Genomic DNA, 17517 nt, shown 5'->3' with positions numbered 1-17517 from the left:
GTTGATCATGCTCGCAGCTCTTCACTTGTGACCATCCGAACTAGACACTCAGATGATCACTGACGGGCTGCGAGCCCTTCACTCTCGGGTCGGCTCAGCCACAAACCCCGCTCAAGTTCGAAGAGCCGACATAGCACCGTCGATGGTGGCGGGAATCGTTCCGTGCTCTCCAGCAACAATCTTCTCGAGCAACTTTGTCGCGCTCTGGACCCCGTCAATCACCGGACGATCCAGTTCGGCGGTGAGCACTGGCGCCAGCTGTCCCATCGCGGCGCATCCCAGGCAAACACTCTCCGCGCCATCCGCAAAGCTACGGCGTACGGCGAGCTCGATCGCTTCACGACTACGGTCGATATCCCTCGCCATCTCCATAACGCTGATGCCCACCGGCCGCACCCCGGTAAGGCGTTCACCGAACCCATAGTCGGTGGCTAAACCACTCATTATAGGTATCGCTGAGTCAAGCGCCGCCACCACGCCAAACTTCATTCCCAGCGCGCAGCCGGACAGCATTGCGGCCTGTGCGATGCCGACCACCGGCGCCCGCACCAGCGCGCGGATCCTGTCAAGTCCCGGGTCCCCGAAACAGGCGATCGCCACTCCGTCGTAGCAGTCTGGGCGCCACGTCGACAGTGAACTCAGCATCTCCTCGATCGCCACCTCTTCGTCCCGCCGGGTCTCGAGGGCTGCAGGACCGCGAGAGGGGTTCACGGCGACAATTTCGGTGCCGGGCGCCGCGACCGACCGGGCCTGTGCCTCGATCGTCTCCGTCATCGAGGCGGTCGTGTTCGGATTGATGAAGAGCAGTCTCATACCCATCGGAGTGAGTCAACCTCTCCTGGCCCAAACGGACCCGGTGTCCGCCGGATGTACTGCCCACGCCCAGGCGTACTGACCAACTCCCCGTCACGGAACACCACCTCGCCCCGGCTGAACACGGTGACCGGCGCTCCGCGGCACTCCCATCCTTCGTACGGTGTGTAGTCGACCGCCATGTGATGCCCGCGCGCAGTGATCGTCATGTGGGACTCTGGGTCGAACACGACGATGTCCGCGTCATAGCCCGGGGCGAGCCTTCCCTTACGGTCGAGCCCGAACATACGCGCCGGCGCGGTCGACGTGATCCTCACGAGTTCAGGCATCGTCAGTCGTCCGGCACGCACGCCGTACTCATGGAGAAGGGTGAGTCGGTGCTCAATGCCCGGTAGACCATTGGGAATCTTGGAAAAGTCGTCCTTGCCCAACTCCTTTTGTCCACAGAAGTTGAACGGGCAGTGGTCCGTCGTACAAATCTGCAAGGACTGCTGACGTAGGGCCGACCAGAGCACCGCCTGGTCGGAGAGTGTTCGCAGTGGCGGCGAGCACACGTACTTCGCCCCGTCAAAGCCAGGGCGAGCGAGCTCGTCCTCAGTGAGCGTGAGGTAGTGCACACACGTCTCGCCGTACACCGGGCTTCCTGCCGCCCTGGCCGTCTGGATTTCACTGACTGCGGCCGCGCTTGACACATGCACCAAGAAGACCGGGCGCTTGGCCCACCGGGCGAGGTGGATCGCGCGGGCGGTCGCCTCCTGTTCCGTACTGTCAGGACGCGTCTTGGCATGAAATTGCGGGGCGATCTCGCCCCTTCCGAGGGCTTCGGCGATGTTCACCTCGATGGCGTCGCCGTTCTCGGCGTGGACCTGCACCAGGCCACCCGTCTCCCGGGTCCGACGGAGCACCCTCAACAACTGTTCATCGTCGGCCATGAAGGAGCCTTTGAATGCCATGAATACCTTGAACGAGGTGACCCCTTGATCGACCACTGCCTGCATCTCCGAGATCGCCTCGGGGCTCGCCTCGGTCACCGCCAGATGAAACCCGTAGTCGATGTGCGACTGTCCGGCCGCTCGTTCCCGCCATGCCTCAAGCCCGGCTAGCAGGGAGCCTTCGGTCTGGAGGGCAAAGTCGACAACGGTCGTGGTGCCGCCGGCGGCCGCCGCGGCTGTGCCGGTGTTGAAATCGTCAGCCGTGACCGTGCCCATCGTGGGCATGGCTAGGTGGGTGTGACTGTCCACCAGGCCGGGAAGAAGCAGGCAGCCGGCCACGTCCAGGACCTGATCTGCCGTCACAGCCAGGGACTCCCCTAGCTGGGTGATGCGGCTGCCTTCGATGAGGACATCGGCACGGAACTGGTCGGCGGCTGAGACTACGGTGCCGCCGCGCAGAAGAGTACGCATAACTGTTCCCTACTCGTGGCACACGCTGGGCGCTGCCGGCCGTTCGGTGACCTGATCCAGGTTGGCATTCTCCTCGCCGGTGTCGCCGATCGGGCGGAATGCCTCGGCGATGGAGCTGCGGCGGGCCAGCGGCAGCATGAGCAGGTACAGCGCGAAACCGACGGCAATGCCGAAGACCGAGGCATAGTCGTAGGTCCAGCTGATCGCGTCGACAAACTGCCCGGCCACACAGAGCCCCGTGCTCGCGACAAGCACCCCAAGGCTCCAGTAGTTGTAGCCACGGTGGGCCCAGTAAACGGTGTGGGTCCGGTACAGGTCGGGCACCGCAAGCCGGCCACGACGCACGAGGTAGTAGTCCGCGATCAGGATTCCGGTCGCTGGACCAATGACCGCTCCCACATTGTTGAGCACCAGAAAGAGCGTGTCGGGGTCCTGCATCAGTTTCCAGGGCATGTAAAGAAACCCGAGCAGAATGCTTGCCGAAGCCGCCTTGCGGAAGGTGAGCCACCTGGGGAAGAGGTTGGTGAAATCATAGGCCGGCGAGACGATATTGGCAGCCAGGTTGACCGACATGGTGGCGACGGCAATCGAAATGGCGCCCACGATCGAAATCACAGGATTACCGATGGCGACCAGCACGTCTGCCGGGTTCCACAACACCTTTCCGGTGGCGGCCTGTGATCCGGAGACGATGATGGCTGCCATGCCGTAGAACACCAGCGTGGCGAGCGGAAGACCGTAGAAGAGACCGGTGACCTGCGCCTTGTTGGAACGAGCGAAGCGGGTCAGATCAGGCAGGTTGAGCACCATCGTCGCCCAACTGGCGGAGATGAACAGCGCAACGCCGGGCAGGAATCCCTTGAGGAGGAATTCTGTCGTCGAGGAGTAGCTGCTGGCGTGATCAAAGACCGGCCCCAGCCCGTCCATCCTGCCGAATGCCCAGATCACCAGGGGAACCATCACCACGAAGATCAGCGGCCCCGCCCAACTCTCGAACCGCCGGATCGTCTCCATGCCGTGACGAATCAGCACGAAGTTGATGGCCCAGTAGATAATCATCGATATCCACAGGTTGATCGGAATTCCACCGTAAACGGTGTCCCAGGACCGCCAGGCCGAAAAGCTGGTGCCGAGCAGCACGTTAATTGCCGTGGCACCGAGGTAAGACTGCACACCGAACCAGCCCACGGCGACGACGCCACGCAGGAAGGCGGGCACGTTCGCGCCGAAGGACCCGAACGCGGACCTGGCCCAGACAGCGAACGGAATGCCATGGCGGGAGCCGACTCGCCCGGTGAGCGCCATCAGGCCCATCTGGATCATGTTGGCGACGAAGACGACGGCGAGCGCCTGCCAGGCGGACATGCCGGTGGCGATCATTCCGCCAATGACAGCAAACCCGAAGGCGCTGTGGATCATGCCCATCCATAGTGCGGCGAAGTTCCATGCGCCCCAACGGCGGGCCGCTACCGAGGTGGGTAAGAGGTCGGGGTTGGCCAGTCGGGGGTCGGCTCCCGAGATCTCCTCGGGTAAGCCAATCACTTTGTCGGCATTCTTGGTGTTCACCACGTTGACTCCTCTACTCGGTGTGTGGCGACCAGGCGAGCGGGAACAGACGGAACCATGCCCGGCGCGGTTAGTGCCGGGTAGAAACTTCCCGGGTCGTGATCAGGGGGTAGAGCCGTGCCGGAGCAGCGCGGAGACGATGGCGGCGTAGCCACGCGCGCCGGCATGCAGGTCCGCCAAGGCAATTGATTCGTCAACCGTATGCGGCTGATCTTCCTCCCCGGGCCCGTATCCGATAGTCGGAATCCCGAGGTGGCCAGCAGTGCCTGAGCCATTAGTACAGAACCTGTAATGGCTAACCACAGCATCTAGGCCGGCGGAACGGAGCCCTTCCATGGCCGCGGTCACGATCACCGAATCCTGTGCGGTGAGCCACGCCGGGGCGAAGTTAGGCGCCTGGATCTGAGTCCCGGTATAGGCGGTGTATTCGTCGGTGGCGATACTGACGGTGCCGTGGGTTCCCCACCGGGCGGTCACCGCCTCGACCACCGTACGCACAGGCCGGAGAACGTCCTCCTCGGTCTCGCCGACCAGCGTCCGGCGGTCGTAGGTTGCGACGCAACGTTCGGGCACAACGGAAAGACCTGGGTAGGGTTGTGACATCACGTCGGTCAGAACGAGGATGCCTTCTCCCAATGTCGGATGCGTCGGTCCCTCAACCGAACGGAGCGCCGCGATGACATCGGCCATGACCTCGGCCGCGTTCAGGCCGACCTGCGGGAAGGCGGAGTGAGAGGACCGACCCTCCACCTCGATGCGCAGCTCGGCGCGGCCACGCTGCCCGGCCGCAATTCGTCCAGCCGAGGCTTCGCAGATCACGACGAAGTCGGGTTGGACCCGTTCGGCTACCCGAACCAACGCCGGCCCCTCGACGAGCTCCTCAGCGACAGTTCCGGAGATCACGATCTTGCCGACCCCGAGTCCTCGCAACGCGGCGACACCGTGGACGCAGGCTGCCAGCGGACCCTTCATGTCGACCGCACCACGTCCGTAAGCGCGGCCGTCAGCGATCTCTCCTTCGGGATTCCTGGTCCACTCGGTGGGGTCGACGACCACAACCGTGTCGAGGTGGGAATCCAGAAGTACGGTCGGGCCATCTCCGAGAACGAGGGCGCCGACAACACTCCCGACATCGTCAACCTCAACCTCAAACCCGAACCCAGCCAACTCCTCGGCCAACACCTGCGCGGCGGCTGACTCCTCGGTTGAGTAGCTGCGGGTGGCGAGCAGACGTAGCAAGAAGTCGGTGATGGCCTGGTTGTCGATCTGGAAGTACTCGGACATGCGCTTCTCCATCAACTTGCAGTGCCATGGGTAGTCAGAAGCACCGCCGTCCCTGGCTGCCCACCAGCACGGTTCGATCAGCTCGGCGCCTACGCCGGGTCAGGCGGTTGGCCGGCGCCGCAGCCGGGTCAGTACTGCAGTGCGGGCTCGGGTTGCGGTGCCTCGGTGGGGGGTTCGGCGTCGCCGACCAGTCGGCCACGCTGCTTGTCGATGAGGTGGACGACCAGGAACACCACGACACCCGCGACGGAGCCGGCGATCACGGACATGACCCCGAACGGCTGGCCCGTGAACTCCCAGACGAAGCCCACGACCGTGCCGACGATGACCGACAGGAGACCCGCCAAGCGGCTGGTCTTGCGCCAGACCAGGGCGAAGATGAAGGCCGCGAACGGACCGGTCGACCGGATCGTGAACGCGAAAACCAGCAGCGGGATGATGGCCTGACTCAGCAGGGCGATCGTCGTCGCGATGACGCCGACCACGATGATGACCAGCCGGCTCAGCTGCAGTTCCCGCTTGTCGTCGGGCTTGCCAATGAAAGTGCCGTGGATGTCCTTGACGTAGACGGTCGCGGCCCCGAGCATGTCGCCGCTGGCGCTGGACAGCGTCGCCGAGATCACCGCGCTGAGCAGCAGACCGGCGAGGAGCGGCGGCAGAAGACCGACGGACACCTGGACCAGAGCGTTGTTGCTGACGATGTCCGGGTACTCCGCCTTGGCGATCAGGCCGATGATCGCGGGGATGAAGGCGTACACGGACATGAACACGCCGCACAGCAGGGAGCCCAGCACGGCCGCCTTGACGGATTTCGCCGAGAAGTACCGCTGGACGGCCTCCTGGCCGGTCGAGAACGTCATGAAGTACAGGACGATCAGACCGACGATGGTCGGCCAGCCGATCTTCGTGAAGCCCAGCTGTCCTTCCGGCAGGCGCTCAGCGACGCTGGCCCACCCGCCGGCCGCGTTGAGCGCGAACGGCACGGCGATGGCGAAGCCGAAGACGATCAGGAAGAACTGCACGAAGTCGGTGAGGGTGACGCTCCACATCCCGCCGAGCCAGGTGTAGATGATGGTGCCGATGCCGGTGATCACGATGGCGGTACGCATCTCGACGCCGCCCAGGACGCTGGCGATGGTCGCGGTAGCGGTGATCTGGACCGCAGTCAGGGCCGTCAGAGAGACCACGGAAACGACGCTGGTGACCGTCTGCGAACCCTTGCCGTAGCGGCGGGCGAGGATCTCGGGAACCGTCGTGGCCATGGACCGGCGCAGCGCCGGGGCGACGAGGGTCACCAGCAGGATGCCGATACCGGCTGATACAACGTACCAGCCAGCGCTGAGCCCCCAGTCGCCGTGTGCCTTCGCCGCCACGCCAACCGAACTGCCGCCGCCGATCTCGGTGGCGGCGAGCGTGCCAGCGATCATGATCGGCCCGAGCCGGCGCCCCGCCAGGTGGTAGTCCTCCGTGCTGGAGACTCGCCGCTTCGAGTAGACACCGATACCGATCATGGCGGCGAGGTAGATAACCAGGATGATCGCGACAGGACTCACGGCCGCCTCCTCGGCGACGCAGTTGCCGCGCCGGGCGACGGTGGGAGGGCGTGATCGGGCATGGCCGCTCCTAGAGAGTGGGCGACGTGGAGGGGCCCCGGGCAACCGGACCGGACAAGGCCGGACCCGCCTGCGCATCCCCTACGTCTCGATGAGATGCGCCAAAGAATCGCCGGTTGTCATATGACTGTCAAGAGGTCGTCGACATTTGTTGCCAGATGTCTGCGACGGAACGACCGAGTCGGGCAGGCGGCCCGAGGCGGCTACGATGACCAGGCCGGTCTGGAGCAAACTCCGCCCGGCTGGTCGAAACATGGCATCGAGGAGCGGGCGTTCACCAGGCCGCTCGCGGCCCTGGCGGGCAAAGGGCTGGTCAAGGCCGGCGGCAAGCAGCGTACCGATTCCACCCGTCTGGTCGGCTCGGCGCGTGATCTCAACCGCCTGGAGATGGCTGGGGACACGGAGGCACGGAAGGGGTGTGCTACCAGCGGAAGGGCGATCCGGGGGCGCGGCGCGGGCGCGGATGCGGCGCCACGGGCCGAGCCCGCCCGGTCAACTGTTGCCCCGGCGGCGACGCAGCCTGAAATCGAAGAACGTCGGGAGCATCCAGCACTTGCTGAGGTTGACCGCTCGGCCTGACCGGGTCAGGGTGACCTCCTCCAGACCGAGCACCGGCGTTCCGGCGGGTACGTGCAGCAACCCGGCAAGCTGCTCTCCGGCGCCGATGGCGGTGAGGTTCGCATCGGCGTACTCGACCTCGAGTTCGGTGTGGTCCAGCAGCACGTCGAGTACGGAGCCGGCGAATTCGTTCCGGACCTGGTCGAAGTCGAGCACACCTTCGGGGATGTAGTCGACGATGTAGGCCACCCGGGCGCCGCGCAGGATCTTCACCCGGCGCACGACCAGCGCGCGTTCCCCCGCGGTCAGCGACAGCTTCGCGGCTTCGTCGGCTGTGAGGGCCACCTCCTCGATCTCGACGTCGACGCTGGACAACTGGCCGCCGTCGACCGCAGCCAGTACCTCCAGCGACGACAGTTGGTCCAGACCGGTGGCCAAGGTGTTGGCCCGGGGCAGAACAGTCGATCCGAGTCCCTGCCGGACGTCGATGTATCCGGCGTCGCGAAGACTCCGCAGGGCCGCGCGCACCGTGATGCGCGAGATGTCGTATCGCTCGCAGAGCTCCGCCTCGGTGGGCAGACGCTCACCCGAGGCGATCACGCCGTTGAGGATCAGGTCATTCAGGATGAAATCCTTGACCATGTTACTCAGGCTCGGCCGCGACCGCCGGCTCTTCCGGGTCGGCTGCGGCGAACCCGAATCGGCGACAGGGTGCGCGGCGTCCCCGGGGCGGTCGATACTTTTCATCCCGTTTTGTCCTTGGCGGAAATGGCGATCGATGGTACGGGAAACCTAACAGCCGTGGTCATCCTCTCCCGCGCTACCCATGGTCGACCCGATCTCCCACCAACAATACGTCGGTTGACAGTTGTCATACATCACGATAGCGTCCCACCATACCGCTCACCTTCAGCCACCGCCCGGTATCACGGACCGGAACCCGGCCAGGCCGGGCACTGGACGAGCGGTCCGGGCAACCGCCGTATCGCGGGTGCAGGTGGGCGGACCACCCGAACCCTTGCGAGCCGGCCGGCAGTCGCCTCGGCCCGACTCACCTCCGGGCGGGCCTGAGAACCATGCCCTACGGGCGACCTGAAAGGCAGTTACCCATGTGCCATCCCCCAGCCTCGGCCGGCCGCGCCGGGCGGCACGGCCGAGACCGAGGAACCGATCACGCTCACCGGTACGGGTCGGAAACGGTGGCGGACTGATGCGGGCAGACCTGGTCATCCGCGGGGCGGATATCGAAGATGGCGACCAGCCGTCCCGCGCCGCCGACGTCGCCGTCACCGACGGCGTCATCACGGCCGTTGCGCCGTCCCTGCCGGTGGACGCATGCGGCGAGGAAATCGACGGCAGCGGACTGCTGCTGTGTCCCGGCTTCATCGACATGCACGCCCACTCGGCCCTGCGGGTGTTCCACGACCCGCTCCAGCACCCCAAGCTCGCCCAGGGGTTCACCACCGAACTGATCTGCCCGGACGGTCTCGGTCCCGCACCGCTGCGACCGGCCGGCGCTACGGACCGCCGCCGGTATCTCACCGCGCTGGAGGGCCCCGGCCCGGACAACTGGGACTGGGAAAGCCTTGGCGACTTCCTGGACGCCGTCGCCGACCAGCGGCCGGCCACCAACATCGTCACCTGCGTCCCCCACTCCGCCGTGCGTGACGTGGTGATGGGCGGCGGCAACCGGCAGGCCGACTCCCGCGAGATCGCCGCCATGTGCGCCGAGGTCAGGACGGCCCTCGCCGCCGGGGCGCGGGCGCTGTCGTTCGGCCTCATCTACGCCCCCGGCCTGTACGCGGACACTGCCGAACTGATCGCCCTGGCTGAGGTCGCGGCCGAGTACGGCGCCCCCCTGGTGCCGCACGTGCGGAACGAGGCGGCCGGGGTTCTCGACTCCATCAACGAGTTCATCCGGGTCTCCGAACTCACCGGGGCCCCGCTGCACGTCTCGCACCTGAAGCTCGTCGGCTCCCCGGATCTGCTCGAGGACCTCGTCGGGCTCATGGTCGACGCGACCAGGCGCATCGACGTCAGCTTCGACCACTACCCGTACGGTGCGGGTAGCACCCTGCTGTCCGCTCTGTTGCCGCCCTGGGCGGCCGACGGCGGCCCGGCCGCCATCCTGCGCCGCGTACACGACCAGGGCGAGCGGCTGCGGATGGTGCGGGACATGGAGAACGGGCTCACCGGATGGGAGAACCTGTACGGGGCCTGCGGCCCGGAGGGAATCACCGTCACCGACGCCGCGGCTCCGCGGCAGGACACCGTCGGACGTACCCTGGCCGAGATCGCGCTGGCGGAGAACCTCGATCCCGCCGTGGCCGTCCTCGACCTGCTCCGCGACACCCAGCTCGCGGTCGGGATGATCGACCACTACGCGAGCGAGACCACGGTACGCACCCTGTTCGCCGCCCCGCGGGGCATGGTCGGCTCGGATGGGATCTTCAACCCGCACCCGCACCCGCGCCTGTACGGCACCGCGCCGCGGGTCCTCGGCCGATACGTCCGCGACGGCGTCGTCGCCCGTCGCGAGGCGGTCGCCCGCCTCACCTCCCGGGCGGCCGACCGGCTGGGACTCGACGACCGCGGCCGCATCGCGGAGGGTAAGCGGGCCGACCTCGTCCTGCTCGACCCGGCCACCTTCGTCGACAGCGCCACGTACGAGGACCCGCACCGCACCCCAGACGGGGTACGGCGGGTCATCGTCGGTGGCGGCACCGTGATACGCGACGGTGAGCACACCGGGCTCCGCGCCGGCGTGGTCACCCGCACCGCCCGCTCCTCCGCCATCCCCGGATACTGAAAGGAACGACCCGTCGATGGGCGTCAAGCGTCTGATTACCAACCCCTTGCGTGACCTCGCGCGCGTGCGGCCGGTCAACACCGCCTCGTTGGCGTTCCACCGGGCCTGGCCCGGATACCAGCCGACGCCGCTGCGCGCCGCACCGCACGCCGCCGCCCGGCTCGGCGTCGCATCGGTGCTGGTGAAGGACGAGTCCTCCCGGTTGGGGCTGCCGTCGTTCAAGATCCTCGGCGCGTCGTGGGCCACCTACCGAGCGCTGTGCCGGCATTTGGGTGTGGCGGAGAGCAGCACGCCGGTCCTGGCGGACCTGCGGGAAAGCCTGGACTCGCACCCGCTGCAGTTGGTCGCCGCCACCGACGGCAACCACGGCCGGGCCGTCGCCCGGATGGCGAAGCTCCTCGGCCTGCGCGCGCACATCCTCGTGCCGCACGACATGGTGCCCGCCCGGATCGCGACGCTGCGCGAGGAGGGGGCGGAGGTCACTGTGGTGGCCGGCGGGTACGACGACGCGGTGGCGGCCAGCGCCGCACTGGCCGACGACACCCACCTGGTCATCTCGGACACCTCTTGGCCGGGCTACATGGACGTGCCGGCCTGGGTGATCGACGGCTACGGCACGCTGACCCAGGAGATCATCGAGCAGATCTCCGAGCAGGATCTGCCTGCACCGTCCGTCGTCGCCGCCCAGATCGGTGTCGGCGCCTTCGCCGCCGCGATGGTCCGCGCCTTCGCCAGGGAAGGCATCAGGGTTGTGGGCGTGGAGCCCACCCGGGCCGACTGCGTCCTCGCCGCCGCCGAGGCCGGTGAGCTGGTGACCATTCCCGATCCGCAGGATTCCATCATGGCCGGACTCAACTGCGGGACCGGGTCGCCGGTCGCCTGGCCGGACGTGAGCGCCGGGATGTCCTGTTTCGCCGCGGTGGAGGACGCCGACGCCGAAGAGGCGATGCGCCTGCTCGCCTCCGACGGCATCGTCTCGGGCGAGAGCGGGGCCGCAGGGCTGGCTGGCCTGCTCGCCTTTTCCGACGAGTTGAAGCTCACCGCCGACGACCACGTTCTGGTGGTGTCCACCGAGGGCGCGACGGACCCGGTCGGCTACGAGCGGATCGTCGGCACCTGCCCGGCCCCGCAAGCCATCTGACGAAGGAGACCGCGATGTCCGGCACCAACAGCCAGGATCGGCTGGCGATCAACCAGGATCGCCTGTGGGTATCCCTCATGGCCTTGGCCGAGGTGGGCAGCTACATTGATGGACGCAGCGGCTTGCGCGGCGTCAACCGGCTCGCGCTGACCGACGCAGAGGCCGAGGGCCGCCGACTGGTCATCCGGTGGATGCGCGAGGCCGGCCTGCGGGTGCGCGTTGACGAGTTCGGAAACGTGTACGGCCGGCGGGAGGGGCTACTCGCCGACGCCCCGCCGGTGCTCGTCGGCTCGCACATCGACAGCGTGGCCACGGCCGGGGCGTTTGACGGATGCCTCGGTGTGCTCGGCGGGATCGAGATGGCCCGCATCCTCAACGAGCACAAGGTGCTGACCGACCATCCCATCGAGGTTGCCTTCTTCACTGAAGAGGAAGGCGTCCGCTTCGGCACCGACATGCTCGGCAGTGCCGTCGCGGCGGGGCGAATCCCGCTGGACGAGGCTCTTCTCCGTGCCGACGTCACCGGCATAACGGTCGGCGCAGAACTGGAACGGCTCGGTTTCCGCGGCACCGCGCCGGCCCGGCTCGCGGCGCCGCACGCGTACGTCGAGTGCCACATCGAGCAGGGGCCGGTGCTGAGCGCGGCCGGCAGGGAGTTGGGCGTCGTCACCGGGGTCCAGGCGATCAGCTGGCAGGAGCTGACCCTGTTCGGCAAGTCCGCGCACGCGGGAACGACCCCGATGGAGCTACGCCACGACGCCGGTCTCGCCGCGGCGATGATCACCCTCAAGCTGCACGAGATGGTGGACTCGGGCAAGTACGGCGATCTGCGGGTCACCGTCGGACGCAACGACACCTATCCCAACCTCATCAACATCGTGCCGGCCCGGGTCGTCTGCACCGTCGACCTGCGCAACCCCAGCGAGACCTACATGCAGGCGGCCGAGGAAGAGCTGCGCCGGTATCTCGAGGTCGTCACCGCGAAGACCGGCGTGCAGATCACACCGAAGCAGACGGCGAAGACACCCCCGGTGGAATTCCACGACGACGTGGAAAACGTCATCTCCGAAGAGATCGACACTGTCGGACTGAGCCAGATGCGGCTGCTATCCGGCGCCGGCCACGACGCAGGCGAGATCACGGCGCTCTGCCCGACCGCGATGGTGTTCGTCCCCGGCGAGTACGACGGGATCAGCCACAACCCGCGTGAGTACTCCACGCCGGAGGCCTGCGCTAACGGCATCAACATCCTGACCGCCGTCGTACGGCGGCTCGCCGCGAAGGACAGCCTGTAACGGCTACGGACTGTAGTCAAGGTGCGCTGCACCCGCTGGCAGCCGATCAGCATCAGGCGGCCGGGCTGAGGCCGGTGTGAAGGGCGGTGAGATTGTCGCGCGTCGGCGGGTTCTCCGCGCTGATCGCTTGCGTGGCGGGGGCAGGATATCTGCGATCCGCCGCCGGGACAGCATCGAGGCCCGCTCTGATCTGACCGGCGAGGTCAGCAAGATGTCGTCGCCTCCACCCCATATCAAGGCAGGTGGAGGCGTGTACCGTGCCAAAACTCGTTCAGTGGCTTTGACCTGGCATTTTGAAGATCATTTCAGGCCGCCCGGTGGTACTCGTTGATCACCCCGCTGAGTCGTCGTCGGCGTCGTACGGGCTTGTCCATGGGGTTGATGGCGGCCGGGTCGTGGTTGGGTGGCCGCTGCTGCCGCCCTTGATGCGGCCGGTGGTCGTTGAAATGGTCCACGTACTCGCCGACTACGGCCAGCGCGTGCCGCTCGTTGTAGATCAACACGTGGTCGGTGCATTCGTCGCGGAGGCTGCGGCCCCAGCGCTCGATGAAGCAGTTGGCCTGCGGGGTGCGGGGCGGGGTCTTGACCACGGTGATGCCTTCAGCGGCGAGGACGTGATCGAAGGCGGCGGTGTACTTGCTGTCGCGGTCGCGGATGAGAAACCGGAACCGGTTGGCACGCTCGCCCAGCTCCATAGCGAGGTTACGGGCTTGCTGGGTCACCCATTGCCCGGTGGGGTGGGCGGTGACGCCAAGAAGGTGGACCCGTCGGGTGGTCACCTCCATGACCACCAGCGCGTACAGGCGCCGCACCAGGATCGTGTCGAGGTGAAAGAAGTCGATGGACAGAAGGCCAGTGGCCTGGTTGCGCAGGAAGGTGCCCCAGTTGGTGTCTGGCTGGCGGGGCGGCGGGGGCGACCCGCCAGCCGGCCAGGATCCGTCGGATCGTGCCCGCTCCGATCCGATGGCCGAGCCGCTGTAGTTCGCCCTGGATTCTGCGGTGTCCCCATCGCGGGTTCTCTTCGGCCAGCCGTAGCACCATGTCCCGGATCTCGTCGCTGACTGGTGGCCGGCCGGGTCGGTTGGGGTAGGTCCAGTGGCGTCGCACCAGGCGGCGGTGCCAGTTCAGCAACGTGGCCGGGGTGACGATCCGATGTTCCCGTATCCGGGCCGGCAGCAGGCGGGCCAGGGCGGACAGGATCGCCCGGTCCGGCCAGGACAGCCGCGGCCGGCCGGGAACCTGCCGGCGGAGCACCGCTACCTCATGCCGCAGCGCGAGAACCTCGACCAGCAACGCCCTGTCGCCCCGGATCAACAACCCCAGTCCGCTGAACAGGCTGATCATTCCCAGGTACAGCATCCGCACGGTCATACCAGAGATCATCGGCCCGAGCCGAGAACTCCCGGCTCACAGCATGTGCGACGAGTTATGGCACGGCACAGGGTGCAGCGGTTCACCCCGCTGTTGGCCGACGCCGCTCGCTTCGCTCGTCACTCACCTGGTGACCGTTGGTTCGTGGACGAGACCTACGTCAAGGTCAACGGGGTGTGGCGGTACGTGTACCGGGCCGTGGACCAGCATGGTCAGGTCATCGACGTGCTCGTCTCGGCCCGTCGGGACGCCGCAGCGGCCCGGCGGTTCTTCCACCGGACGCTGACCACGCTGAAGGTCACGCCCGGCGAGGTTGTCACCGACGCGAACCCGGTCTATCCGAGGGTGCTCGACGACCTGGTCCCGTCGTCGTGGCACCACATCGAACGACACGCCAACAATCCGATCGAGGCCGACCACAGCCAGCTCAAGCACAGGCTCAGACCGATGCGCGGACTCCGCACCGACCGCGCCGCGCAAACGATCATCGCCGGCCGTGCCTTCGTTCAGAACCTCCGACGCGGACACGACGAGCTCGCCGCTGACGTCCCGCCCGGTCTGCGGGTGGCCGCCGCGTTTACGGAACTGGCCCGAGCCATCTGACAGTGCCCGGTGACGCGGCTCGGCGTGTCCACCGATCCGCCAACGCAACAGCGCCGCATCAGGGGTCGTCCTTTGCCGCCCGTGAACACACCGCCCCGATCGCCTGCCGTGACCAGTTCAGGTCGTCGCGCTCGCCGTGGCGGTCCGCGATCAGCCGCAGCAGGCGGGTCCACACATGCGCCTGACTCCATTCGGCGAACCGCCGATAGACGGTCGGCCAGCACACACCGAAGTTCTCGGGGATCTGCCGCCAAGCGCGGCCGGTACTGGTGATATACACAATCGCCGCCAGCGCTTGCCGGTCGTCCGCCCGACGCCGGCCGCCACCCTGCGGCCGGCGTACGCTCTTGACCGGCACGATCTGCCGGAACAATTCCCACAGCTCATCCGGTACGAGATGGTGGACGAGCTCCGATCCGGTCTGCTCGGACGTCTTCATGCCGTCCTCGCCCGTTGCGTGACGACGATGCAGCCGAGGACGACGGCCGCGGTCAGCGGCACGGCGGCGCTGAGGTGCTCGCCCAGCAGGAGTACTGCCCACACCAGCGTCAGCAGGGGCTGGGCGAGTTGGAGCTGGCTCGCCCGCGCCACCCCGATGAGGCCCATGCCGCGATACCAGACCACGAACCCGCCGAACTGCGAGATGCCCGCGATGTACGCCATACCCGTGATGGCCTCGGCCGTCAAACGCACCGGCTCGTGCGGGAGCGCGACCGCGCACACGGCGAGGCTGACGGGTGCGGCGAGTACGACGCCCCACGCGATCACCTGCCAGCCGGGCATGCGCGCCGAGAGCTGCCCGCCTTCGGCGTACCCCGCAGCGCAGACCAGCAGCGCGCCGAACAAATAGAGATCAGCGATCGTCGGCCGGCCGTGGTTTTGCGAGATGGTGAACGCGATGACGGCGGCCGCGCCGATGGACGCCGCTAGCCAAAATACTTTGGACGGATAGCGTCCCGTACGCAGAGCGGAGATCGTCGCGGTGGCCATCGGCAGGGCCCCGATGACAACGGCCGAGTGTGCTGTGGACGATGTCTGCAGGGCGAACGTGGTGAGCAGCGGGAAGCCGATCACGCATCCGGCCGCCACGACGGCGAGGGCGCGCCAGTCGCTGCGGGCCGGCAGCGGCGCGCGCGTCGCGATGAGAGCGACGAGTGCGATAACGGCGGCGAGGAGGCCGCGGACCCCGGTGGCACTCCACGGCCCGAACCCGTCGAGCGTCCAGCGCGTCGCCGGGAAGCTGAACGAGAAGCTCAGCACGCCAAGCGCGGCGAACACGATCCCGCTCGACAGTGGCGATATCCGTACCGACGCGATAGCGCTATTCTCAACACTCATGGACAACGATAGCAGTTGGCGCTCTCTGGCACATGCCCTCGCGCAGGAAATAGCGCTACTGCCCGAGGGTACGCGCATCGCAACCCATCGGGAGCTCGTGCGCCGCTTCGCCGCGAGCGGCACCACCGTCTCTGCGGCGCTGGCCTTCCTCACCCAGCGCGGGCTCATCGCGTCCCGCCCCGGCGCTGGGACGTACCGCACGGCGACGCGCCCTGTGGCCCGCACCGGGGACACGTCCTGGCAGGAGTCCGCCCTCGACACCGCGAGCCAGGAACCGTCGTCCATCGGCACTCTGCGCGACTTCAAGGCGCCTGCCCTAATGGGGACCCTGTCGACGTCAGGGCCGGACATCGTCGACCTCAACGGCGGCTACCTCCATCCTGGGCTGCAATCGCTGGGCACCCTGGCCACGGCGTTGTCTCGCGCGGCGAAACGCGCGGAGGCATGGGACCGTCCGCCCGCCGGTGGGGTGCCCGAGCTGCGCGACTGGTTTGCTGCCGACATCGGCGGCGGTCTCGGCCGCCACGACATCCTCGTGTGCGGAGCGGGGCAGAGCGCGCTGGCCACGGCGCTGCGCGCGCTCGCTCAACCGGGAGATCCGGTCATCCTCGAGTCGCCGACCTACCCGGGCACCATCGCGGCCGCCCATGCGGCGGGCCTGCGAACCGTTCCGGTTCCCCTCGACGCCAACGGCCTGCGCCCGGATCATCTCGACCAGGCCCTCACTCGTACGCGGGCCCGCATCATCATCGTCCAGCCGCTGTTCCAGAACCCCACCGGGGCAAGCCTCTCGGTGGCCCGGCAGGACGAGATCCGTGCCATCGCCCGCCGCCACGCGGCCTTCGTCATGGAGGACGACTTCGCCCGGCACATGGCGCATGCCGACGCCGGACCCACGCCGCCTCCGATGATCGCCGACGACCCGAACGGCACCGTCGTTCACATCAGATCGCTGACGAAGGTGACATCGCCGAACCTACGCGTCGGTGCGATCGCAGCCCGAGGCCCGGTCCTGGCCCGACTGCGGTCGGCGCACGTCATCGATACCCTGTTCGTACCCGCTCCGCTGCAGCTCACGGCGCTGGAGGTGGTGACCGCCGCCGGCTGGAAGCGCACCCTGAAGACGCTCGGCATCGCACTGGCGCACCGCTGCGAGGTGGCCGCCGACGCCGTCTCGGCGACATTCGGCGACCACGCTCTCGCCCTGCGCCCGCGCGGCGGCTACCACCTGTGGGTCTCGCTTCCGGCCCACCTCGACGACCATCAACTCGTGGCCGCCGCTCTCGCGAGGGGTGTCGCCATCACGCCCGGCACCAACTACTACGCCACCAATAGCAGCGTCATGCACGTCCGTCTCAGCTATGTCGCGGCGCCGTCGGCGTCCGACGTCGACGACGCCATCCGCCGACTCGCGCCGCTCATCATCGAGCCTTGACCCCCAGCCGTCCGGCCATAGCCTCCGCGAAACGCGTCGCGCCGTGGTCGGTGAACGGCAGGTTTAGCGACGGCTCGCACAACTCCAGCTCCAACACGATCGGCGCGCCGTCGGCGCTGCGGATCACGTCGACCCGGGCGTAGACCAGCGGACGGTCCAGCCCTAGGCCGTGTCTCGTCGATCTTGGGTGAGGTCGCGTAGCCAGATCTTCATCGTGGCGATGTCGACGGTGGCCTGGTACATGTAGTCGCGCTTGTCGTACCTGGTCGCGACCGCCCGGAACTGCTT

Annotated in this window: 15 protein-coding genes and 1 pseudogene; 5 read left to right on the top strand and 11 right to left on the bottom strand. The window is 67.4% G+C overall.

The genetic code is table 11. From position 1 onward, the window contains the following. Positions 1-111: 111 nt before the first annotated feature. From ABGB16_RS31020 to ABGB16_RS30995, 6 genes are all read right to left on the bottom strand, one after another. Positions 112-819, bottom strand: coding sequence for an aspartate/glutamate racemase family protein (locus ABGB16_RS31020; RefSeq protein ID WP_347671629.1), 708 nt, complete (start codon positions 817-819; stop codon positions 112-114). Beyond that, a complete protein-coding gene (gene hydA, locus ABGB16_RS31015; RefSeq protein WP_347671628.1) occupies positions 810-2216 on the bottom strand; it encodes a dihydropyrimidinase in 1407 nt (468 codons plus the stop codon). The genes ABGB16_RS31020 and hydA overlap by 10 nt, the downstream gene beginning before the upstream one ends. A gap of 9 nt (positions 2217-2225) precedes the next feature. Continuing rightward, on the bottom strand, positions 2226-3785 hold the full coding sequence (locus ABGB16_RS31010; RefSeq protein WP_347671627.1) for an NCS1 family nucleobase:cation symporter-1: 1560 nt from the start codon (positions 3783-3785) through the stop codon (positions 2226-2228). A 99-nt stretch (positions 3786-3884) separates the two neighbouring features. Further along, positions 3885-5066, bottom strand: a complete 1182-nt coding sequence (locus ABGB16_RS31005) for a YgeY family selenium metabolism-linked hydrolase (protein ID WP_347671626.1) — start codon at positions 5064-5066, stop codon at positions 3885-3887. A 128-nt stretch (positions 5067-5194) separates the two neighbouring features. After that, positions 5195-6619: a hypothetical protein gene (locus ABGB16_RS31000; protein ID WP_347671625.1), complete on the bottom strand. Its 1425-nt coding sequence runs from the start codon at positions 6617-6619 to the stop codon at positions 5195-5197. Between the two features lie 552 nt (positions 6620-7171). Then, positions 7172-7879, bottom strand: coding sequence for a GntR family transcriptional regulator (locus ABGB16_RS30995; RefSeq protein WP_347671624.1), 708 nt, complete (start codon positions 7877-7879; stop codon positions 7172-7174). Between the two features lie 568 nt (positions 7880-8447). Here ABGB16_RS30995 and ABGB16_RS30990 point away from each other — a divergent pair. From ABGB16_RS30990 to ABGB16_RS30980, 3 genes are read left to right on the top strand one after another with little or no spacing between them, the layout of a single operon-like run. After that, complete coding sequence (locus ABGB16_RS30990) at positions 8448-10046, top strand: D-aminoacylase (RefSeq protein WP_347671623.1); 1599 nt, start codon at positions 8448-8450, stop codon at positions 10044-10046. Positions 10047-10062: 16 nt separating this feature from the next. Continuing rightward, complete coding sequence (locus ABGB16_RS30985) at positions 10063-11187, top strand: diaminopropionate ammonia-lyase (RefSeq protein WP_347671622.1); 1125 nt, start codon at positions 10063-10065, stop codon at positions 11185-11187. Positions 11188-11201: 14 nt separating this feature from the next. Continuing rightward, positions 11202-12482: a Zn-dependent hydrolase gene (locus ABGB16_RS30980; protein WP_347671621.1), complete on the top strand. Its 1281-nt coding sequence runs from the start codon at positions 11202-11204 to the stop codon at positions 12480-12482. A gap of 305 nt (positions 12483-12787) precedes the next feature. Here the strand turns inward: ABGB16_RS30980 and ABGB16_RS30975 are convergent, their stop codons facing one another. Together ABGB16_RS30975 and ABGB16_RS30970 are read right to left on the bottom strand one after the other, a co-directional pair. Next, complete coding sequence (locus ABGB16_RS30975; RefSeq protein ID WP_347671620.1) at positions 12788-13294, bottom strand: integrase core domain-containing protein; 507 nt, start codon at positions 13292-13294, stop codon at positions 12788-12790. Beyond that, positions 13185-13826 (bottom strand): helix-turn-helix domain-containing protein, encoded by a 642-nt coding sequence (locus ABGB16_RS30970; RefSeq protein ID WP_347671630.1) that lies wholly within the window; start codon positions 13824-13826, stop codon positions 13185-13187. The genes ABGB16_RS30975 and ABGB16_RS30970 overlap by 110 nt, the downstream gene beginning before the upstream one ends. A 99-nt stretch (positions 13827-13925) precedes the next feature. Between ABGB16_RS30970 and ABGB16_RS30965 the strand changes: the two are divergent. Next, a pseudogene (locus ABGB16_RS30965) lies at positions 13926-14456 on the top strand (IS6 family transposase); the annotation flags it as partial. Positions 14457-14514: 58 nt separating this feature from the next. Here ABGB16_RS30965 and ABGB16_RS30960 read toward each other — a convergent pair. After that, a complete protein-coding gene (locus ABGB16_RS30960) occupies positions 14515-14895 on the bottom strand; it encodes a transposase (protein ID WP_347671619.1) in 381 nt (126 codons plus the stop codon). Then, positions 14892-15734 carry a DMT family transporter gene (locus tag ABGB16_RS30955; RefSeq protein WP_347671618.1) on the bottom strand — a complete coding sequence of 281 codons (843 nt, stop codon included), beginning with the start codon at positions 15732-15734 and terminating at the stop codon, positions 14892-14894. The genes ABGB16_RS30960 and ABGB16_RS30955 overlap by 4 nt, the downstream gene beginning before the upstream one ends. A 58-nt stretch (positions 15735-15792) precedes the next feature. On the opposite strand from ABGB16_RS30955, the gene ABGB16_RS30950 reads away from it, so the two are divergent. Beyond that, on the top strand, positions 15793-17229 hold the full coding sequence (locus tag ABGB16_RS30950; protein WP_347671617.1) for a PLP-dependent aminotransferase family protein: 1437 nt from the start codon (positions 15793-15795) through the stop codon (positions 17227-17229). Here the strand turns inward: ABGB16_RS30950 and ABGB16_RS30945 are convergent. Continuing rightward, positions 17216-17356, bottom strand: a complete 141-nt coding sequence (locus ABGB16_RS30945) for a hypothetical protein (protein WP_347671616.1) — start codon at positions 17354-17356, stop codon at positions 17216-17218. The two genes, ABGB16_RS30950 and ABGB16_RS30945, sit on opposite strands and share 14 nt — an antisense overlap. Positions 17357-17517: the final 161 nt, after the last annotated feature.

The organism is Micromonospora sp. B11E3, from assembly GCF_039871625.1.
Lineage (GTDB): Bacteria > Actinomycetota > Actinomycetes > Mycobacteriales > Micromonosporaceae > Micromonospora.
This window is presented reverse-complemented; position numbering and strand designations above follow the sequence as displayed.

Bases quoted from the DNA above. Each gene is read 5' to 3' on its own strand.
- ABGB16_RS30950 (WP_347671617.1), top strand. From the start codon at position 15,793: ATGGACAACGATAGCAGTTGGCGCTCTCTGGCACATGCCCTCGCGCAG.
- ABGB16_RS30980 (WP_347671621.1), top strand. From the start codon at position 11,202: ATGTCCGGCACCAACAGCCAGGATCGGCTGGCGATCAACCAGGATCGC.
- ABGB16_RS30990 (WP_347671623.1), top strand. From the start codon at position 8,448: ATGCGGGCAGACCTGGTCATCCGCGGGGCGGATATCGAAGATGGCGAC.
- ABGB16_RS30995 (WP_347671624.1), bottom strand. From the start codon at position 7,879: ATGGTCAAGGATTTCATCCTGAATGACCTGATCCTCAACGGCGTGATC.
- ABGB16_RS30960 (WP_347671619.1), bottom strand. From the start codon at position 14,895: ATGAAGACGTCCGAGCAGACCGGATCGGAGCTCGTCCACCATCTCGTA.
- ABGB16_RS31005 (WP_347671626.1), bottom strand. From the start codon at position 5,066: ATGTCCGAGTACTTCCAGATCGACAACCAGGCCATCACCGACTTCTTG.
- hydA (WP_347671628.1), bottom strand. From the start codon at position 2,216: ATGCGTACTCTTCTGCGCGGCGGCACCGTAGTCTCAGCCGCCGACCAG.
- ABGB16_RS30970 (WP_347671630.1), bottom strand. From the start codon at position 13,826: ATGATCAGCCTGTTCAGCGGACTGGGGTTGTTGATCCGGGGCGACAGG.
- ABGB16_RS30985 (WP_347671622.1), top strand. From the start codon at position 10,063: ATGGGCGTCAAGCGTCTGATTACCAACCCCTTGCGTGACCTCGCGCGC.
- ABGB16_RS31020 (WP_347671629.1), bottom strand. From the start codon at position 819: ATGGGTATGAGACTGCTCTTCATCAATCCGAACACGACCGCCTCGATG.